The following is a 19,445-nucleotide window of genomic DNA, read 5'->3' on the forward strand; positions in this document are numbered from 1 at the left end:
TTGGACTGTTGAATCTTTCTGGATTTTTTGCACTCAGGATATTTTCATAAGATTTCTCATAGACAAATGTATTCTGTGGAAGTATAATGTTTAGAAAAGGAAAGAGGAGATTTTTATAAGAGAAGCACCAGAAAAATTTAAGTTGGAAGATACAACGATATGGTCTTTTCCGGAAAGAGGGGATTGGGCTACACATTCAGGAAAATATAGAGGAAACTGGTCTCCATACATTCCTAGGAATCTTATTTTACGATATTCAAAGAAAAACGATTGGATATTGGATCAATTCTTAGGCAGCGGTACAACATTGATTGAAGCAAAACTATTAGGAAGAAATGCCATCGGTGTTGATATAAATTCTGAAGCTGTCAAATTATCTAACACAAATCTTAATTTTACTTGTCAAGAAAGATCAAAAATTTTCACTAAACAAGGAAATGCAACCAATTTATCATTTATAAAAGATGAGAGTATAGATCTTATTTGTACGCATCCGCCTTATGCAGATATTATAAGGTATAGCAAGGATATTCAGGGAGACATCTCTCATTTAAAATATGATGAGTTTTTGAAAAAATTGGAACAAGTTGCAAGAGAGGCTTATAGAGTATTAAAGAAACAAAGGATATGTACATATATGATTGGAGATATACGGAAAAAGGGATATGTGCTACCTTTGGGAATGAACTCTATGCAGAAATTTGTAGATGCGGGATTTAAACTTAAAGAAATTATTATAAAAGAACAGCATAATTGTCGATCATCAGATTACTGGGAAGGGAGAGAACGAAAATTCTTAATGTTAGCACATGAGTATATTTTAGTCTTAGAAAAATTAAACTGATATGGGGGAGTTTATTAGTGATTAAAGAACAACTTTTATAAATACAAACAAATGTTCGCGCAAAAGTCTGCGATCGCTGAAATTAATATTGATACCGCTGAAATCATATGATAGAATAACGCTATAGCAATATTTTAGAAAGTTGATTTAGAGGTTCAAATATGGCGGTTAGTTATAAAAAGTTGTGGAAATTACTTATTGATAGAGATATGAAAAAGAAGGATTTATGTGCGGCTGCAGGTATTAGTCATGCTTCAGTAGCAAAACTTGGAAAAAATGAAAATGTTACTACAGATGTGCTGGTGAAAATTTGCACTGCTTTAAAATGTGATATTAGTGATATCATGGAAATAATAGAGATTGAAGGGGAAAAGGCGTGATGGAACAAGTTTTAAAGAAAGAAAAACGGATACAGGCAAAGCCTATCATAAAATGGGCTGGTGGAAAGACTCAGATGTTAGGCGATATCATGCCAAAAATTCCTCAAAAGTATGGAAAGTACATAGAGCCATTTATTGGCGGTGGTGCGTTGTTTTTTGCATTAAGTCCGGATAAAGCAATAATTGCAGATAGTAATCCAGAACTGATCAATATGTATCGGCAAGTTGCAGATAATGTAGAAGCTGTTATTTCATACTTGAAAAAATATAAAAATACTAAAGAAGATTTTTATGAAGTACGTTCATTGGATTGGGTTAAATTAAAAAAGGAAGAAGCTGCAGCAAGAACTATTTATTTGAATAAAACATGTTTTAATGGTTTGTATCGTGTAAATAAAAAAGGACAGTTTAATGTTCCATTTGGCAAATATAAAGCACCAAATTTTTGTGATGAAGAGGCTTTATATGCTGCTTCAGACGTGTTGAAAAAAGCGACTATAACATGTGGAGATTATCTTTGGGTATTGAAAGAATATGCAGAACCAGGAGATTTTATCTTTTTAGATCCTCCGTATTTGCCAATTTCAGAATATTCAGATTTTAAGAGATATACGAAAGAACAATTTTATGAAGAAGATCATGTAGAATTAGCGAAAGAAGTCAAAAGATTACAGGAGTTAGGGTGCCATGTAATATTGACAAATTCCAATCATCCATTGGTTCATGAGTTATATGCAGATTATAAGATTGAGGTTATTCAAACAAAAAGGTATATTTCTTGTAATGGAAGTAAAAGAAAAGGCGAAGATATTATAGTAAATATTCCACCAAAACAGAAAACTATGTTAAAAATAGTTCCAAAACCTTTGCCTGAACAGGTAATGAAATATCCAGCAACTAGATATATGGGTTCTAAAAGTAAATTATTGCCTCAAATTTGGGCTGTCGCTTCACAATTCAATTTTGATACGGTAGTGGATCTGTTCTCAGGTTCTGGAATTGTTGGTTATATGTTTAAGGCTCAAGGGAAAACGGTAATTAGCAATGATTATATGGCAATGTCGGCAACTTTTACCAAAGCAATGGTGGAAAACAATAATGTTGTATTGCCGTTGGATGAAGCAAAAAAATTACTGATTGAAAAAAAGGAGTCTGATCATTTTGTAGAAGAGACGTTTCAAGGATTATATTATAAAGATGAAGAGAATAAACTAATAGATATTCTACGAACCAATATCGCTAGTATTAGAGATCAATATAAGAAAGCGATTGCAATGACAGCACTGATTAGAGCCTGCACAAAGAAAAGACCAAGAGGAATTTTTACATATACCGGAGATCGATATAATGATGGAAGAAAAGATTTGCAGAAATCTTTAGAGCAACAATTCCTGGAAGCAGTGGAGAGTATCAATAATGCAATTTTTGATAATGGGTGCAAAAATAAATCTAAACATGGAGATGCAATGGAAGTAAAAATTAAACATCCAGATTTAGTATATATCGATCCACCGTATTATTCTCCACTGTCAGATAATGAATATGTTCGTAGATACCATTTTGTTGAAGGACTGGCACGAGACTGGAAAGGTGTAGAAATACAAGAAAATACGATAACAAAGAAATTTAAGTCATATCCTACACCATTCTCAACTAGGAAAGGTGCTGCAGATGCATTCGATAAGCTGTTTAAAAAGTTTTCGAATAGTATTTTGATTGTATCTTATTCCTCAAATAGTCAACCAACACAAGATGAAATGGTTGCGCTTATGTCTAAGTATAAAGAACATGTAGAAGTGGTGCCAATAGATTATACATATTCTTTTGGAAATCAAAAGCATGCTAAGACAAATCGAAATAAGGTACAGGAATATTTGTTTGTTGGGTTTAACGGAGAAGACGTATGGAAGAAAAAATAGATATTTGGTTAGTAGGAAATACCGGATTACGGAATCCCAATAGAATACAGGAAGGTTTTAAAGCATTTGCAAATTCACCGTATGTGGGAAAACTTCGTGGAAAAGAGAATGAAATTGGTTTTATGAATTTTCTTAATGACCAGGGAATCATTCAAAATGAAGCCGGAAAAGATACATCCGGTAGTCATGCTCGGAAATGGCGTTTGATGTTTTCAAAAAATGGCTTCATCTATCCACAAGTAAAGAAGAAGGATGGAGATCAAGATGAACTGGGAAACTTGGATGACATAACACCATTCGGACGAACTTTTTTAAAGGCGGATACGTATCCGGCAGTGCAAGAATGTTATTTAAGGGCATTAAGTGTTGAACAATTTGCCATGCCAGATGGTAATTCTTATTTTTCTCCATTGAGATGGATATTGGCAATTATGCTGGAGTTAGAGAAGCGAACAGGAAGTTCAGAGATTACCAGAATAGAGTTTGCATTATGGGGGCATACGACAAATCCGAGTTATTCAACTGGAGAGGTTGTGGACAATATTTTGGATTTGCGTACTCGTAGAAAACAAGCATCGTCAAAGCGCAATTTTGATAGGAAAGAAGTTGCAGAACGTGGAAAATACTATGATAAGAAAGCAGATAATTTTCTTGATTATTGTGATATGAACATGCGGTACTTACGTATTTCAGGGGTGTTACAACGAAAAGGAAGAGGAATGGTCATTGCTCCGGCTAAGCATATTCTGGCTGAAAAATTAGCAAAATCAACATCGAATGAAGAATCAATAGTGCTTCAATATAAGAGATTATGCGAAGGTGCAGAATTACCAACGGATAATGTGGATACGGCTAGAGCTTTACTGAATGACTTGATGATGCAGATGAAGAGCAGACAAATTATGTTTGATATTTCTGATCTGCCGTTGAATACCGCAACAGAAATCAATATTGCCAGACGGCGTTTGGAAAATATATTATCCCAAACAGATGAAATTCAATATGCAAAAGAGCAGTGTAATCAATGGCAAGAAATAGCCGATTATATGGAACTGTTGATCAAAGGTGGTGGAAAGCGTACATACGATGATGACAATGTTATTGAAGTTCCAAAAGACGAAACTCCGGCATATTTGGAATGGATTTTATGGAGAGCATCTTTAGCCATTGATCATATGATCAATAAACCATATGAAGTGAGGGGCTTTAAACTGGATTCAGATTTTCTTCCGGTATCTGCAGCTGGTGGTGGAAAAGGTGATCTGTATTGTGAATTTAACGATTTTACAATTTTAACAGAAGTTACGATGTCTACGTCATCACGCCAGGAAGCAATGGAGGGAGAACCTGTAAGAAGACATGTATCAGATGCAGTTCTGAAATATGATAAGCCAGTATATGGAATGTTTATTGCAGTAAAAATAGATACGAATACAGCAGAAACATTCAGACATGGAATTTGGTATGCACGAGGAGATGTAAAGCAGAGATTAGATATTGTTCCATTGACCTTAGCCCAGTATAGAGATTATTTTATAGCTATGTTTAGAACAGGTAACGCTAACCCGGAAAAATTACGTGAGTTGATTTTGTTGTGTGAAACCAGAAGGGATATTTTGAACGCACCGGGATGGAAAGCATATATAGGTACTGCAATTGATGAAAAAATAAAAAGAATGGAAAAAGGACTATTAGTAAGCAAAAATAAGAAAGTGCCGATAGTGCCACCAGGGGCAAATATATGTCATTTAATATATGGTGAAGGGCGAGTAGTTGCAATGGATGTATATTTTCCTGAAGCAAAAGTGAAAGATAAAAAAATTCCATATTTAATGGGGATTCCGGATGAAATTAGTTTGTATGCAGATGGAAAAAGTGTATTGCATGAAAGATATGGCGAAGGTGTAATACGTGCGTATGTGGTCGCTTTTCAAAATGAAATAATGTCATTGTGCTTTCCTAAAGTATTTAGTGATGGGTGTGCAAAGATATTGTAAATAAAAGTATAAAAAGTATAACTGTGCATAAGATAAGGAGTAGATGATGTATAATTATGTAAGCAATTATAAAGGACGAACTGATTTGGTGAATTTATATGGAGATAATTCATTGCTATTGTATGCATTGCAATTGCGCTATGACATTGAAGATATAATATCAGTTGCTTCGGAAGCGTTGACGGATGGAAGTGATGATAAGAAGTGTGATTTGATTTATATTGATAGAGATTCGGGATTTGCAGTTGTAGCTCAAGCTTATATGAAGAAAAATCCGATGGAAACAGACTTAGCCAAAGTAAATAAAGCAAGCGATTTAAATGTGGCAGCATCATGGATTTTTACGAGAGATATAAATGATATACCAGATAGAATAAAAGATTCAGCTAGTGAGCTGCAAGAAGCGATTAAGGAAGGCGATATTAACACAATTTATTTTTGGTATGTTCATAATATGAATGAAAAAAATAATCCAGAAGTTCAGGAGGAATTAAACACTGTCCAGATTGCAGCACAAAAATTAGTAAATGATTTGGCTGGAGATAATTCTGTCAAAATAGTAGCATTAGAAGTTGGAAATAATACGATTGAACGTTGGTACAATAGCTCTAGTAAAAGAATTACAATCGAAGAAATGATTGATGTGGAAGGAAACGGAAAAGCCTTTGAAGTCAAGGGGGGAAAGTGGAAATCTTGTGTAACAGCAGTAAAAGGTAGTTGGATACGAAAACTTTATTTGATGTACAAAGATGATCTTTTTTCTGGGAATCCAAGAAATTATTTAGGAGCGGGAAAAAGAAAAAATAAGATTAATTTAGGCATTATGGACACAGTACAAGAACAACCAGAAAACTTTTGGGCATATAACAATGGATTAACAGCATTAGTGAATGATTACGAAATAGAGGATGATAATATAACAAAAGTACATGGAATAACTATTATTAATGGAGCACAATCAACAGGAGCTATTGGAGCTGTTGAAAGTTTAAAAGAAGATTTCCTTGTGCCGATACGCTTTATTGTGTGCAGTGATCCTAAAATTATAGAGGAAATTATTAATAATAACAATAAACAAAACGAAATTTTGCCATCTGATTTAAGAAGTAATGATAAGCAACAAGTAAGACTTAGAAAAGAATTTGAAAAATATCCACAATTATATTACAGCGGTGGAAGAAGAGATAGTACAAGGGTTAGAAACAAAGAAGTATTTGATCCATATTTGGTTGCACAAACTTTACTAGCTTTTCATGGGGATTGTGTAACTGCTTATAATTCAAAGAAATTGATATGGGATGAGGATAAAGAATACACAAATATTTTTTCAGATCAATTGACGGCAGAGCATATTATTTTTGTATATTCGTTAGGTCGAGCTATTGATGAATTTAAACTTAATTTAAAAAATAAAAAAGAACAGAGAACGGATATAGAAAATGACGAATTCAATTTTTTGAGTAAGCGTGGCTCTAAAATGTTGTTGATATCAGCAGTAAGTACTTGTATGGAAAACTTACTTGGAAAGAAAATATTAGATTCTTGGAAGTTAGTATTTAAGGATAATGGAAATTTTGATAAGTTAGTTGAAGAATGGAAGGCAATATTAGATGTTTTGATGCCATTGCATACTACGCTTGAACCGGCAATATCAAGTGGTTTAAAAAGTAAGGAAGCTACACAAAATGCAACTAAGCAATTAAGAGCAATGTTGGCATCGTTTAGTGCGATGTATGCTCAACAACTGAAACCATTTTCAGATATTATAAATACAAATATGTAGATGGGTGATGAAATACTGTTGATAACACCATGATAACAAAATCCTCCAAAACCACACGGCCACAGTGGAAAATTCGTATTTTCTCCAACGAATCACACGAAAAATCACCATTCGTACACCGCAATACGCTGGTCTGATATCGTGAAGGTGGACGTACTGTTGGATCAGGCCGTGTTGCTACAATCATCGAATATATCGTAAACATTAAGTAGTGCTAAAATGAATAATAGAACCGGGAGAGTATTCGTACTCTTCCGGTTTTATTTTATGGAGAGGAAGACCATTTCTTATATATCAAAAAGTGAAATAATTCTCAAAAAGGCTTTAATTTCCCACTTTTTTCGTGTATAATAGATTTATATGTTGTGTGAAAATACCCTCATCAGGTATAAAATTGTCTGATGGAGGGGAATTTTTTCATATAGCAAAAATTTCGGGGGATTGGAGATAACAATGGGTAAAAAGGAAGAAAAAAGAAGCAGCTTTTCAGGAAAAATCGGCTTTGTTCTGGCGGCCGCCGGTGCTTCGGTGGGATTGGGAAATATATGGCGATTTCCTTATCTGGCTGCGAAGTATGGCGGAGGAATTTTTCTACTGGTGTATATCATTTTGGCGCTGACCTTTGGGTATACGATGATTATGGCAGAGACGGCTTTGGGGCGTCTGACGAAAAAAAGTCCGGTGGGGGCCTTTAGTGCCTTTGGGCATACATGGTCGTTTCGCTTTGGTGGATGGATCAATGCGATTGTTCCGATGCTGATCGTTCCATACTATTCCACGATCGGTGGATGGGTTATCAAGTATATGTTTGAATATATACGGGGAAATGGAACGGAACTGGCAGCCGACGGCTATTTTACAGGTTTTATTTCCGGCGGGTTTTCTGCGGAAATATGGTTTTTGGTTTTTGCACTTGTTACGCTGGTGGTCATTTATGCCGGTGTGGAAAATGGAATTGAGCGTGTATCAAAATTTATGATGCCGGTATTAGTTGTGCTGGCTGTGGTTATTGCTATCTATTCAATGACAAGAGAGGGAGCCTTTGAGGGCGTGAAATATTTCCTTGTTCCTGAATTTGAGAATTTTTCATGGATGACGGTGGTATCCGCCATGGGACAGATGTTTTATTCCCTGTCGATTGCAATGGGAATTTTGATTACCTTTGGTTCCTATATGAAAAGGGAAGTGTCGATTGAGAGTGCGACGAAAAATGTAGAAATTTTTGACACAGCGATTGCTATTATGGCCGGGTTGATGATTATTCCGGCAGTTTTCGCTTTTTCCGGAGGGAATCCGGAGATGCTGCAGGCTGGACCGTCATTGATGTTCATTACGATTCCTAAGGTGTTGGACAGCATGGGATTCGGCACGGTGATGGGAATCCTGTTCTTTGTTCTGGTATTTTTTGCGGCGCTCACCAGCGCGATCGCTCTGACGGAAAGCGCGGTAGCAACTTTTGAGGATGAATTGAAATGGAGCCGGAGCAAAGCTACAGCGATTGTTGGTCTGATTATTATTATCCTGGGCACATTGTCTTCTCTGGGATATGGTCCGTTAGCTTTTATCGAGATTATAGGTATGCCATTTTTGGATTTCTTTGATTTTATCACAAACTCTGTAATGATGCCGATTGCAGCCTTGATGACGTGCTTATTGATCGTGCGTGTGATTGGTATTGAACGTATTGCGGAAGAAGTGGAAAAAGAGGGGGCGTCTTTTAAACGAAAAAAAGTATTTAACTTTATGATAAAATACCTCTGCCCGATTTTTGTAGTGATTATATTAATTTCATCCGTGGCAAATGTATTTGGATGGATTTCTATGTAGAAATTAAATTGAGGCAATCGTCCGGATCATTGTAAATCGAAAAGGTTCCCCCTTTGATTTAAGGCGGAGCCTTTTCTTATTGCAAATGCACAGCAGGTGTGATATATTATCAATAACTGAATAGATAACAGCAGGTGTCAGATTGAAATCATTTCAGATCTGGTGAAAAGGGAAACAGGTGAGAATCCTGTACGAACTCGTCACTGTATTTAGGGAGCCAAGGCCGATATGTCACTGGGAAACCGGGAAGACGGCGGAAGGCGTTGATCTATAAGCCAGGAGACCTGCCTGACTGTTGTACAGGAACAGCTTGTTCCAGACCACGAGTAATTGGTTGTACATGTGAAATGCGATTTTGTATGATGCGACCCTTTGCCTGTTTTTCAGCAAAGGGTATTTTTTTTCAATGCCGCAGATGAACCAGCAGGATTCTTATGGAGTGACTGTTTTCCTGTACGTTATTCAATGATACAAACAGACCGGGATATGGTCAGAAAGAGGAGGAGAATCATGAAAAAGAGATTTGCAGCATTTTTAGCGGCAGCCCTGATGGGCACGATGATCTTGTCCGGTTGCGGCAGCAGCAAAGAAGAAACAAAGGCAGCGGAGACGACCGCTGAAACAGCAACAGAAACGAAGGTGGATGAAACGAAAGCAGCAGAAGGGACAACGGGCGGAGCGACAGAGAAAGTGATTATGGTCGTCAGCTTCGGAACAAGTTACAATGACAGCAGAGAAGCTACGATCGGCGCAATTGAAACAGCCATTGCAGATGCTTATCCGGAATATGAGGTGCGCCGGGCATTCACAAGCCAGATGATCATTGATAAACTGAAAGAGCGCGACGGACTTGAAATTGATAATGTGGAGGAAGCTTTGGACAGAGCAGTAGCGGACGGTGTGAAAACACTGGTGGTTCAGCCAACACATTTGATGGACGGGTATGAATATACAGATTTAGCCGATGCGCTGAAGGCGTATGAAGATAAATTTGAACAGGTTGTGTTGGCCACGCCATTGCTGACGAGCGATGAAGATTTTGATGCCGTAGCCAAAGCGATTGCTGAAGAAACAGCTTCCTATGATGACGGCGAGACGGCTATCTGCTTCATGGGTCATGGCACAGAGGCAGATTCCAATGGAATCTATGCAAAACTTCAGGAAAAAATGACCGCGGCCGGTTATGAGAATTATTATATCGGAACAGTTGAGGCAGAACCGACTCTGGAAGATCTGCTTACAGCGATTAAAGAAAAAGGCGTTTACACCAAAGTTGTCCTCGAGCCTTTGATGGTCGTTGCCGGTGACCATGCGAATAACGACATGGCCGGTGACGAGGATGATTCCTGGAAGAGCCAGTTTGAAGCTGAAGGCTATGAGGTTGAGTGCATCCTTAAAGGTCTTGGCGAGCTCCCGGCTATTCAGGATATCTATGTAGCACATACACAGGCTGCCATTGACAGTCTTGCAAAATAATTGAATGATTGGAGAAACGATGTTGAAAAAGCGGATAGTATATTATGCAGCGCTTCTCATGACGATTACCGGTGTGCTTGGCACACCGGTAATCTGCCATGGGGAGGAAAATTCAGAAACAATGACGGAGAGCTCAGATCTCATCGCCGGTGAGGGTGAGCGGGCGGCGCAGCAGACCGTTGGTGAGCAGGGCCTGGAGCCTGTTTACGCCGGCAATTTGAAAGAGGGAACCTATTCTATTGCGGTGGATTCCAGTTCTTCCATGTTCCGTATTGTGGATGCGGAATTGACAGTCAAAGATGGAAAGATGACTGCTGTACTTACCCTGGGAGGTAAAGGCTACTTAAAGCTGTTTATGGGAACAGGGGAAGAGGCCGTGGCAGCGGATGAATCAGCCTGTGCAGAGTTTGCAGAAGACAGCGAGGGCGCCTATACCTACGAGATTCCGGTGGCGGCTCTGAATATGGAGCTGGAGTGTACCGGCTTCAGTAAGCGAAAAGAAAAATGGTACGATCATCAGATTTTCTTTAAAGCAGAAACTCTTCCGGCAGAGGCTTTTGTGATGGAGACGGAACCCCTGGATTTGAAGGATGGAGATTACACGGTCAATGTGGAATTGTCCGGTGGTACGGGGCGGGCCACGGTGATCTCACCGGCCAGACTTCGGATTCAAGATCAAAAAGCGACGGCAGTTATTGAGTGGAGCAGTTCAAATTATGACTATATGATAGTCAACGGTGAAAAATATCTTCCGATAAATACAGAGGGGAATAGCGTCTTTGAAATTCCGGTGCCAGTATTCGATGAAGCGATGGCTGTGACGGCAGATACAACAGCGATGAATGCACCTCATGAAATCGAATATACACTAATCTTTGACAAAGCGTCCATTAAAGGAAAATTCGGCCAGACGCCTCGGATCATCGGAGTTGGAATGGTGATCATTGCGCTGATTGTCGGGGCAGCGGCTTTGACAAAAAAGAGGGGAACTTCAGATGAAGCATAAAACATGTTTTATTTTATTAATCTTTAGTTTCATAGTGACAGTTTTTGTCTCCTGCGGTTTGCCGAAGGAAACAAAAAAACGGTTGTCTGAGGACAGGGATATCAGTCCGGCGCTTGAGTATGAGAGCCGGATGGATCTGGAGTATGCACAGGAGTTTGCGGTAGACCGTTACAGCGGCGGTCATGCGTTGATTACGATATCCGACGGCAGCCGCTTTTTAGTTGTGCCGGAGGGCCAGGGCGTGCCGGAAAATCTGGATGAGGATATTGTTGTCCTGAAACAGCCAATGGACCATATTTATATGGTAGCTTCAGCAGTGATGGATATGTTCCGGGTCATTGATGCGATGGATGCTGTCCGGCTTTCCGGAACGGATGTGGATGGATGGTATATTGAAGAAGCGCAACAGGCTATGGAGGATGGCAGGATACTTTACGCGGGCAAATACAGCATGCCGGATTATGAACGGATTTTATTGGAAGGCTGTCGGTTGGCTATCGAGAACATGATGATCACCCACACGCCGGAAGTGCAGGAACAACTGGAGAGTTTTGGCATTCCGGTGTTAATTGACCGTTCCAGCTATGAACTTCATCCGCTTGGACGGATGGAATGGGTGAAGCTTTATGGTGTGCTTATGGACAAGGAGGATGAAGCGGAAGCGGCATTTAAATCGCGGACGGAAGCTCTGAAAGATATCAGTCATCAGGAAAATACGGGAAAAACCGTGGCCTTCTTTTATCTGACGGCCAATGGTTCGGTCAATGTCCGAAAATCTTTTGATTATGTGCCGAAGATGATTGAACTGGCCGGCGGAAAATATATTTTTGAAAATCTTGGAGATAGGGACAGCCGGGCGTCCACGATGAACATGCAGATTGAAGAATTCTATGCCGGAGCAAAGGATGCCGATTATCTTATTTATAATAGTACGGTGGACGGAGAGATGGCATCTCTGGATGAGCTTTTGGCGAAAAGTGATCTTTTGAAGGATTTTAAGGCAGTCAAAGACGGGCATGTCTGGTGTACGACAAGTAACTTTTATCAGGAATCCATGTCTCTGGGAAGATTTATTATGGACGTTCACAACATGCTGACAGAGGGAGTAACGGCAGACACGGAGTATATGTATCTGCTCAGATAAACGAGGGATGGTGTAGAAAATGGCAGAAAAACGATGCGGAGGGATGGGGGCGGATGACGGAAACAGGCAAAGGAGTATAAGATATATTTTGTCTTTTGGCATATTATTCGCCCTGCTGTTGCTGTTTTTAGTGTGGAATATCCGGGTCGGGAGTGTTTCGGTTTCTTATGATGAAATTATAAGAAGTCTTTTAGGACAGGAGATCGGGGAGACAGCGGCCAATATTCTCTGGCGTATCCGGATGCCGAGGGCGTTGGCGGCCGCTATTCTCGGCGGCGCGCTGGCCTTGTCAGGCTATTTGTTACAGACATTTTTTCATAATCCCATTGCAGGTCCTTTTGTTCTTGGAATTTCATCGGGAGCCAAATTAACGGTGGCGCTGGTGATGGTGTTTTCTTTGGGAAACGCTTTCAGAGCCAGTTCGGGGATGATGATCATTGCCGCCTTTGTCGGCGCCATGTTGTCTATGGGATTTGTCCTTCTTATGTCAAGAAAAGTTCAGCGAATGTCCATGCTCATCATCAGCGGCGTTATGATCGGCTATATCTGTTCAGCCATCACGGATCTGATCGTCACCTTTGCCAACGATGCGGATATTGTGAATCTGCACAATTGGTCGAAGGGGAGCTTTTCTGGAATTACCTGGGAGAATGTGGCCGTCATGACGTTGGTCGTGGGAGTTGTTTTTGTCATCGTCTTTTTTATGTCCAAGCCAATCAGCGCCTATCAGATGGGAGAGGCTTATGCACAGAATATGGGAATCCATATCCGTCTGTTCCGGGCAGCGCTGGTCGTTTTGTCCAGCATTTTATCTGCCTGTATCACGGCCTTTGCCGGACCGGTGTCCTTTGTGGGAATTGCAGTGCCCCATTTGGTAAAAAATCTTTTTAGGACATCCAAACCCATCCTTATGATTCCTGCCTGCTTTCTGGGCGGCGGCGTATTTTGTCTGTTTTGTGATCTGATCGCGAGAACATTATTTGCCCCGACCGAACTCAGCATCAGCACGGTCACTGCCGTTTTTGGGGCGCCGGTAGTTATCCTCATTATGATATGCCGTCAAAAGGAGAAAATGTGACATATGGAGAAAAAATATTTTTATACAGAGGCCATGACGGTGGGGTATCAGGGAGTACCCCTGATTCATAACATTAAAATTCACATTTCCCGAGGTGAAATACTGACTATGATCGGACCGAATGGCGCCGGGAAATCTACTATATTAAAGAGTATTGCCAGGCAGTTAAACCTTTTAGGCGGTATGGTCTATCTGGACAACAGAGACCTGACCAAAATGCCGGGGAATGAACTGGCACAGAAAATGGCTGTCGTGTTTACGGAGCGTATCCGTTCAGAAATGATGACCTGTGAAGATATTGTGGCGACAGGCCGTTATCCTTATACGGGAAAGTTTGGAATATTATCGAAAGCAGACAGGAAAGTTATTGCGGAGGCCATGGAAATGGTTCACATGACTGAACTCAGGAATCAGGATTTTATGAAAATCAGTGATGGACAGCGCCAGCGGGTCATGCTGGCCCGGGCTATCTGTCAGGAGCCGGAGATCATTTTGCTGGATGAACCGACTTCCTATCTGGATGTGAAATATAAACTGGAGTTCATGACGATTCTTCAGGAAATGACACGGACAAAGAAGCTATCCGTCATCATGTCTTTGCATGAGTTGGATTTGGCTGAGCGGATTTCGGACCGGATTCTCTGCGTTCACGAAAATTATGTAGAAAAATTTGGGCCGCCTGAGGAAATATTTGTTCCGGGATATATTTCCCATCTTTTTGAAATGACGGCCGGGAGTTTTGAAGAAGGCAGCGGTTTGGTGGAACTGGAAGCGCCCCAGGGAGCGCCGGAAGTTTTTGTGATTGCCGGGGCCGGAACCGGACGAAGCATTTTTCGTCGGCTTCAGAGAAAAGGTATTCCATTTGCTGTGGGTATTTTATATGAAAACGATCTGGACTATCCAACGGCAAAAGCTCTGGCGGTAAAAGTCTTGTCGGCAGGGCCTTTTGAGGCGATTTCAGAAGAGCAGATAAAATCGGCAAAAGATTGGATGGATCAGTGCCCTGAGGTGATCTGTTGCCGGGATTCTTTTGGTGTGTGGGACCAGGCTAATGCCCGGTTATCAGAATATGCGAAACAGTGCGGAAAGTTAAAGGTATACCCATGAGGGCATCCCGCAAGACATGCCCTTCGGGCGGGCGCGCTCCGTCAGACTGCGCTCGATAAAGTATAACTGGCTAGCAGAATTTCTTATTGGACGCTAAAACCGAAGTATGCTATTATTACCTCGTAATCAGGTAGGAATTATATGATAAGAAATATCATAGACAGACTAAGAAAAGAGGTAAGTTATGGAAAAGAAACCATATGCGGAAAGAAATTTAAAGTTTGAAACATTACAGTTGCATGTAGGACAGGAACAGCCGGACCCGGTGACTGATGCCAGGGCAGTGCCGATTTATCAGACATCTTCTTATGTATTTCGAAACAGTGACCATGCGGCTGCCCGGTTTGGCCTTGAGGATCCGGGCAATATTTACGGACGTTTGACAAATCCGACAGAGGATGTGTTCGAACAGCGTATCGCAGCGCTTGAAGGCGGTGTGGCAGCTCTGGCGGTTGCTTCCGGAGCAGCAGCCATTGCATATACATTTCAGAATCTGGCCCATGCGGGAGACCACATTGTAGCGGCTAAAAATATTTACGGCGGCACATATAACCTGCTGGCCCATACACTGCCGGAGTACGGAATTACAACGACCTTTGTAGACCCATTTAATTATGAAGAAGTTGAAGCGGCCATTCAGGAAAATACAAAGGCGATCCATATTGAAACTCTGGGGAATCCCAATTCGGATGTTGTTGATATCGAGAGGATTGCGAACATCGCCCATGTACACAAAATTCCGTTGGTTGTGGATAATACGTTTGCCACACCGTATCTGGTACGGCCAATTGAATACGGGGCAGATATTGTTGTTCACTCCGCGACGAAATTTATCGGCGGTCATGGAACGACCATCGGCGGTGTGATCATCGACAGTGGTAAATTCGACTGGGAAGCCAGTGGAAAATTTCTGTCATTGACCGAGCCAAATCCAAGCTATCATGGCATTAGCTTTACAAAGGCAGTGGGTGCAACAGCTTTCGTCACAAAAATTCGTGCCATTTTACTTCGTGACACGGGTGCAACCCTGTCTCCGTTCCATGCATTTATATTTCTTCAGGGCTTGGAAACCTTATCTCTTCGTGTAGAACGTCATGTGGAAAATGCATTGAAGGTTGTGGAATATTTGAATAATCATCCCCAGGTTGAAAAGGTACACCATCCATCGGTTTCCGATGAGCCGGGACAACAGGAGCTGTACAAAAAATATTTCCCGAAGGGTGGCGGTTCCATCTTTACTTTCGAGATTAAAGGCGATGCTCAGAAGGCCAAGGATTTTATTGACAACCTGGAACTGTTCTCGCTGCTGGCTAATGTGGCGGATGTAAAATCCCTTGTCATTCATCCGGCGACAACAACCCACAGTCAGTGCACTGAAGAGGAATTACTTGATCAGGGAATCCGGCCAAATACGATTCGTTTATCCGTTGGAACGGAAAACATTGACGATATCATTGAGGATCTTGAAGAGGCATTCAAAACTGTGTTGTAGCGATATTCTAAAATTTCTCGGATTAAAGAGGTGTGGACAAACCCGGATAGAAAATGTATACTTTATGATAACAAAGTAATTGGAGGGATTTTATGGAGACAATATTCAAACGACGCAGCGTGCGTAAGTATACGGAAACTCCGGTAACAGATGTGCAGGTGAAACAGATCATCCGGGCGGGTATGGCGGCGCCGAGTGCAAAAAACAGTCAGGAGTGGGTGTTTATCGTTTTGCGGGACCCGGAGATTTATAAGACATTTTTCGAAGTGCATGTGAATGCCTTTGCGATGAAAACAGCCCAGGCGGCAGTTCTTGTCTGTGCGGATCTATCCAAAGAACAGGACCCGGGACAGGGCTGGTGGATTCAGGATTGTTCAGCCGCTATGGAAAATATGCTTCTTGAAGCAACGGATTTGGGACTTGGTTCTCTTTGGCTTGGTGTTCATCCGAAGTCGGATCGTATTGCATGCTTAAAGGAAGTGTGTAAGCTCCCGGAAGGTATTGAACCTTTAGGTATCGTGGCTTTGGGTGAACCGACAAAGGACCGTCCGGCGATCGACCGGTATCTTGAAGATCAGGTGTTTTTAGATACATATGGTAATCCATGGGAGAAATAGAGGTAAAGGGAAATGAAAAGTAAAATCAGCAGAGAAGAAGCGTTTGCCCTGCTTCAGAAATACAATAAAGAGCCATTTCATATCCAGCATGGTCTGACGGTGGAAGGTGCGATGCGCTGGTATGCAAACGAGTTGGGATACGGTGAAGAAGAGGATTACTGGGGGATTGTCGGACTGTTACATGATATTGATTTTGAACTGTATCCGGAAGAGCATTGTGTAAAAGCACCGGAGCTTTTGCGAGAGGCCGGTGTGGGCGAAGATATGATTTATTCCATCTGCAGCCATGGCTATGGCATTTGCTGTGAGCTGGAACCAAAACATGAGATGGAAAAGGTCCTTTTTGCCGCGGATGAATTGACCGGCCTCATTGGCGCGGCGGCCCGGATGCGCCCGTCGAAAAGCGTTATGGATATGGAGGTTTCCAGTCTGAAAAAGAAATTTAAAGACAAACGGTTTGCAGCCGGATGTTCCAGAGACGTCATCCGTCAGGGGGCAGAGCGTCTTGGATGGGAACTGAACGATTTATTTGAAAAAACAATTCTTGCCATGCGGTCCTGCGAGAGTCAGATTAATGATGAAATGAAAAATTTGTTGTTGAATGAAGACGAATTTTGAATTAATATATATAGTATCTATCTATTATGACGGGGGTGAAGAAGAATGACAGGTGCAGATGCCATGGTAAAATGTTTAGAGGCACAAGGGATTGACGTGGTATTTGGCTATCCGGGGGTAGCGATTGCTCCTTTTTATAACAGCCTGTATGATTCAAAGATTCAAAGTATTTTAGTTCGGCAGGAACAGAATGGCGGACATGCAGCCAGTGGTTATGCCCGTGTAACAAGAAAACCGGCAGTTTGTATTGCCACATCCGGTCCGGGAGCCACGAATTTGATTACCGGTATTGCTACGGCTTATGCCGATAGTATACCCATGGTGGCGATTACAGGACAGGTGTCGACGCGGCTTTTAGGAAAAGACGTTTTTCAGGAGGCCGATATCACGGGTGCATGTGAACCGTTTGTAAAATATAGTTATCTTGTTAAAAATGTAGAAGATATTCCTCGGGTTTTCAAAGAGGCTTTTTATATTGCGTCCACTGGGCGGCAGGGCCCCGTGCTGATTGACGTGCCGATCGATATCCAGAAACAGGAATTTGAGTATGAGGAACCGGGAGAGGTTTCAATCCGCGGTTACAAACCGAAGGTAAAAGGCCATATTGTTCAGATTAAAAAGGTCGTTGAGGCGATTCAGAAAGCGAAAAAACCGTTGATCTGCGCCGGCGGCGGAGTTGTCCTCGGACATGCTGAACCGGTGATTCAGGAGTTTTGCGAAAAGTATAGCATTCCGGTAGTCACGACCATGATGGGCGTGGGAAGTATGCCGAAGCGTCATCCACTATTTTTCGGAATGCTTGGGACAAATGGCAAACCTTATGCGAACCGGGCAGTGGCTGAAAGTGATCTTTTGATTATTGTTGGCGCCAGAGTGAATGACCGGTCCATTGGAGCATTATCCAAACTGGAACAGGACCGTCTGATCATTCATATTGATATTGATACGGCAGAAATCGGAAAGAATATCGGACCGACGATTCCACTTGTTGGAGATGCCCGTCTGATTTTTGAAAGCCTGATGGAATACGATATTCATGTCTCCTTTGAGGATTGGGTCGAACGGCTGCGGAATATTAAGGTGAATTGTGTGGATTACCGGACATTCCATGAAGGGTTTATCAATCCGTGCTTATTTGTCGAACATCTGACAGAACGGATGGATGAAGACGCCATTTATGTGGCGGATGTCGGGCAGAATCAGCTTTGGTCAGCAGATAATTATGTTATGAAAAAAGGTCGTTTTCTCACAACGGGCGGCTTTGGAACGATGGGATATGCAATTCCGGCGGCCATTGGCGCAAAAATGGCAGCGCCGCACCGTCAGGTAGTTGCTGTCTGTGGCGACGGTTCTTTCCAGATGTCCATGAATGAGCTGGCGACCATGCTTCAGAATCATATCAAGGTCAAGATTATTATCATGAAGAATATGTATCTTGGACTTGTACGTGAGTATCAGTATAATAATTACGATAAAAATTATATTGCAGTCGAACTGGGAGATATTCCAAATCTGAAAAAGATTGCGGAGGCCTATGACATGGAGTATTTCCATCTGAGAAATATGTCAAAGATGGATGAGACGATTGAAGCCTTCCTGGCCTGTGACAATTCGGCATTGTTTGTCTGCCATGTGTATAAATTTGATAAAGTAAAGGAGTAGAGACAGATGAAAGGTATATTTTCCGTACTGGTTGAGAACCAGGCCGGTGTGTTATCAAAAACTGCCGGACTGTTTGCACGACGGGGCTACAATATCGATAGCCTTGCCGTTGGTGAAACAGATAATCATGAAATATCCAATATGACCATCGTCTCTACAGGAGATGCAAGGGTCATTGATCAGATTGAGAAGCAGTTGAATAAAAAGGTCGATGTGATCAAAGTACGTCGATTGAAAGAACTTCAGAGTGTCTGCAGGGAACTTTTAATGATGAAGGTTTCCTATAATAATACGACGCGCAAGGATATCATGGAAGTCTGTATGATCATGAATGCGAAAGTCTCTCATGTATCTACCAAAAGTATGATTATTGAACTGAATGCAAGTCCGGATATTATTGAGAGTTTTATAAAGATCATTCAACCGTTTGGTATTATTGAGATGGCACGGACAGGTGTTATTGCTCTTCAAAAAGATGAGTGATGATCATAAGAT

Annotated in this window: 15 protein-coding genes, 1 pseudogene and 1 riboswitch; all 16 genes and pseudogenes read left to right on the forward strand. The window is 41.4% G+C overall.

What is annotated here, in order from left to right:
- The first annotated feature begins 115 nt into the window (after nt 1–115).
- The 16 genes and pseudogenes from EV212_RS08250 (at nt 116) to ilvN (ending at nt 19,433) form a co-directional block, all read left to right on the forward strand.
- Nucleotides 116–844 (forward strand): DNA methyltransferase, encoded by a 729-nt coding sequence (locus EV212_RS08250; RefSeq protein ID WP_165873341.1) that lies wholly within the window; start codon nt 116–118, stop codon nt 842–844.
- Nucleotides 845–1,005: 161 nt separating this feature from the next.
- Complete coding sequence (locus EV212_RS08255) at nt 1,006–1,224, forward strand: helix-turn-helix domain-containing protein (protein WP_019163073.1); 219 nt, start codon at nt 1,006–1,008, stop codon at nt 1,222–1,224.
- The gene (locus EV212_RS08260) at nt 1,224–3,143 is read left to right on the forward strand and encodes a Dam family site-specific DNA-(adenine-N6)-methyltransferase (protein ID WP_132091650.1); all 1,920 of its coding nucleotides are present in this window, start codon (nt 1,224–1,226) and stop codon (nt 3,141–3,143) included. The genes EV212_RS08255 and EV212_RS08260 overlap by 1 nt, the downstream gene beginning before the upstream one ends.
- A 206-nt stretch (nt 3,144–3,349) precedes the next feature.
- Nucleotides 3,350–4,606 (forward strand): annotated as a pseudogene (locus EV212_RS14045) (AlwI family type II restriction endonuclease); the annotation flags it as partial.
- 577 nt (nt 4,607–5,183) lie between these two features.
- Nucleotides 5,184–6,923, forward strand: a complete 1,740-nt coding sequence (locus EV212_RS08270; protein WP_165873338.1) for an AIPR family protein — start codon at nt 5,184–5,186, stop codon at nt 6,921–6,923.
- 453 nt (nt 6,924–7,376) lie between these two features.
- Complete coding sequence (locus tag EV212_RS08275; RefSeq protein WP_132091659.1) at nt 7,377–8,750, forward strand: sodium-dependent transporter; 1,374 nt, start codon at nt 7,377–7,379, stop codon at nt 8,748–8,750.
- A 115-nt stretch (nt 8,751–8,865) separates the two neighbouring features.
- Nucleotides 8,866–9,057, forward strand: a riboswitch (cobalamin riboswitch).
- A 203-nt stretch (nt 9,058–9,260) separates the two neighbouring features.
- Complete coding sequence (locus tag EV212_RS08280) at nt 9,261–10,226, forward strand: sirohydrochlorin cobaltochelatase (protein ID WP_132091662.1); 966 nt, start codon at nt 9,261–9,263, stop codon at nt 10,224–10,226.
- 4 nt (nt 10,227–10,230) lie between these two features.
- Nucleotides 10,231–11,232: a hypothetical protein gene (locus tag EV212_RS13720; RefSeq protein WP_243115509.1), complete on the forward strand. Its 1,002-nt coding sequence runs from the start codon at nt 10,231–10,233 to the stop codon at nt 11,230–11,232.
- Nucleotides 11,222–12,376, forward strand: a complete 1,155-nt coding sequence (locus tag EV212_RS08290; protein WP_132091665.1) for an ABC transporter substrate-binding protein — start codon at nt 11,222–11,224, stop codon at nt 12,374–12,376. Before EV212_RS13720 ends, EV212_RS08290 begins: the two co-directional genes overlap by 11 nt.
- A gap of 19 nt (nt 12,377–12,395) precedes the next feature.
- Complete coding sequence (locus EV212_RS08295; RefSeq protein ID WP_243115510.1) at nt 12,396–13,454, forward strand: FecCD family ABC transporter permease; 1,059 nt, start codon at nt 12,396–12,398, stop codon at nt 13,452–13,454.
- 3 nt (nt 13,455–13,457) lie between these two features.
- A complete protein-coding gene (locus tag EV212_RS08300) occupies nt 13,458–14,561 on the forward strand; it encodes an ABC transporter ATP-binding protein (RefSeq protein ID WP_132091668.1) in 1,104 nt (367 codons plus the stop codon).
- 184 nt (nt 14,562–14,745) lie between these two features.
- Nucleotides 14,746–16,053 carry an O-acetylhomoserine aminocarboxypropyltransferase/cysteine synthase family protein gene (locus tag EV212_RS08305; protein ID WP_132091671.1) on the forward strand — a complete coding sequence of 436 codons (1,308 nt, stop codon included), beginning with the start codon at nt 14,746–14,748 and terminating at the stop codon, nt 16,051–16,053.
- Nucleotides 16,054–16,145: 92 nt separating this feature from the next.
- Nucleotides 16,146–16,670, forward strand: coding sequence for a nitroreductase family protein (locus EV212_RS08310; RefSeq protein WP_132091674.1), 525 nt, complete (start codon nt 16,146–16,148; stop codon nt 16,668–16,670).
- 12 nt (nt 16,671–16,682) lie between these two features.
- Entirely contained in the window at nt 16,683–17,288 is a 606-nt protein-coding gene (locus tag EV212_RS08315) for a hydrolase (protein WP_132091677.1), read from the forward strand.
- A 45-nt stretch (nt 17,289–17,333) separates the two neighbouring features.
- Nucleotides 17,334–18,950 carry a biosynthetic-type acetolactate synthase large subunit gene (gene ilvB, locus EV212_RS08320; RefSeq protein WP_132091680.1) on the forward strand — a complete coding sequence of 539 codons (1,617 nt, stop codon included), beginning with the start codon at nt 17,334–17,336 and terminating at the stop codon, nt 18,948–18,950.
- A 6-nt stretch (nt 18,951–18,956) separates the two neighbouring features.
- Nucleotides 18,957–19,433, forward strand: a complete 477-nt coding sequence (ilvN, locus tag EV212_RS08325) for an acetolactate synthase small subunit (protein ID WP_132091683.1) — start codon at nt 18,957–18,959, stop codon at nt 19,431–19,433.
- Nucleotides 19,434–19,445 lie beyond the last annotated feature (12 nt).

The sequence above is a fragment of the Frisingicoccus caecimuris genome (assembly GCF_004340975.1).
In the GTDB taxonomy this organism is placed as follows: Bacteria; Bacillota; Clostridia; order Lachnospirales; family Lachnospiraceae; genus Frisingicoccus; species Frisingicoccus caecimuris.

Excerpts from the sequence above, each read along its gene's own strand:
- EV212_RS08255 (WP_019163073.1), top strand. The coding sequence starts at position 1,006 with ATGGCGGTTAGTTATAAAAAGTTGTGGAAATTACTTATTGATAGAGAT.
- EV212_RS08260 (WP_132091650.1), top strand. The coding sequence starts at position 1,224 with ATGGAACAAGTTTTAAAGAAAGAAAAACGGATACAGGCAAAGCCTATC.
- EV212_RS08270 (WP_165873338.1), top strand. The coding sequence starts at position 5,184 with ATGATGTATAATTATGTAAGCAATTATAAAGGACGAACTGATTTGGTG.
- EV212_RS08275 (WP_132091659.1), top strand. The coding sequence starts at position 7,377 with ATGGGTAAAAAGGAAGAAAAAAGAAGCAGCTTTTCAGGAAAAATCGGC.
- EV212_RS08280 (WP_132091662.1), top strand. The coding sequence starts at position 9,261 with ATGAAAAAGAGATTTGCAGCATTTTTAGCGGCAGCCCTGATGGGCACG.
- EV212_RS13720 (WP_243115509.1), top strand. The coding sequence starts at position 10,231 with ATGATTGGAGAAACGATGTTGAAAAAGCGGATAGTATATTATGCAGCG.
- EV212_RS08290 (WP_132091665.1), top strand. The coding sequence starts at position 11,222 with ATGAAGCATAAAACATGTTTTATTTTATTAATCTTTAGTTTCATAGTG.
- EV212_RS08295 (WP_243115510.1), top strand. The coding sequence starts at position 12,396 with ATGGCAGAAAAACGATGCGGAGGGATGGGGGCGGATGACGGAAACAGG.
- EV212_RS08300 (WP_132091668.1), top strand. The coding sequence starts at position 13,458 with ATGGAGAAAAAATATTTTTATACAGAGGCCATGACGGTGGGGTATCAG.
- EV212_RS08305 (WP_132091671.1), top strand. The coding sequence starts at position 14,746 with ATGGAAAAGAAACCATATGCGGAAAGAAATTTAAAGTTTGAAACATTA.
- EV212_RS08310 (WP_132091674.1), top strand. The coding sequence starts at position 16,146 with ATGGAGACAATATTCAAACGACGCAGCGTGCGTAAGTATACGGAAACT.
- EV212_RS08315 (WP_132091677.1), top strand. The coding sequence starts at position 16,683 with ATGAAAAGTAAAATCAGCAGAGAAGAAGCGTTTGCCCTGCTTCAGAAA.
- ilvB (WP_132091680.1), top strand. The coding sequence starts at position 17,334 with ATGACAGGTGCAGATGCCATGGTAAAATGTTTAGAGGCACAAGGGATT.
- ilvN (WP_132091683.1), top strand. The coding sequence starts at position 18,957 with ATGAAAGGTATATTTTCCGTACTGGTTGAGAACCAGGCCGGTGTGTTA.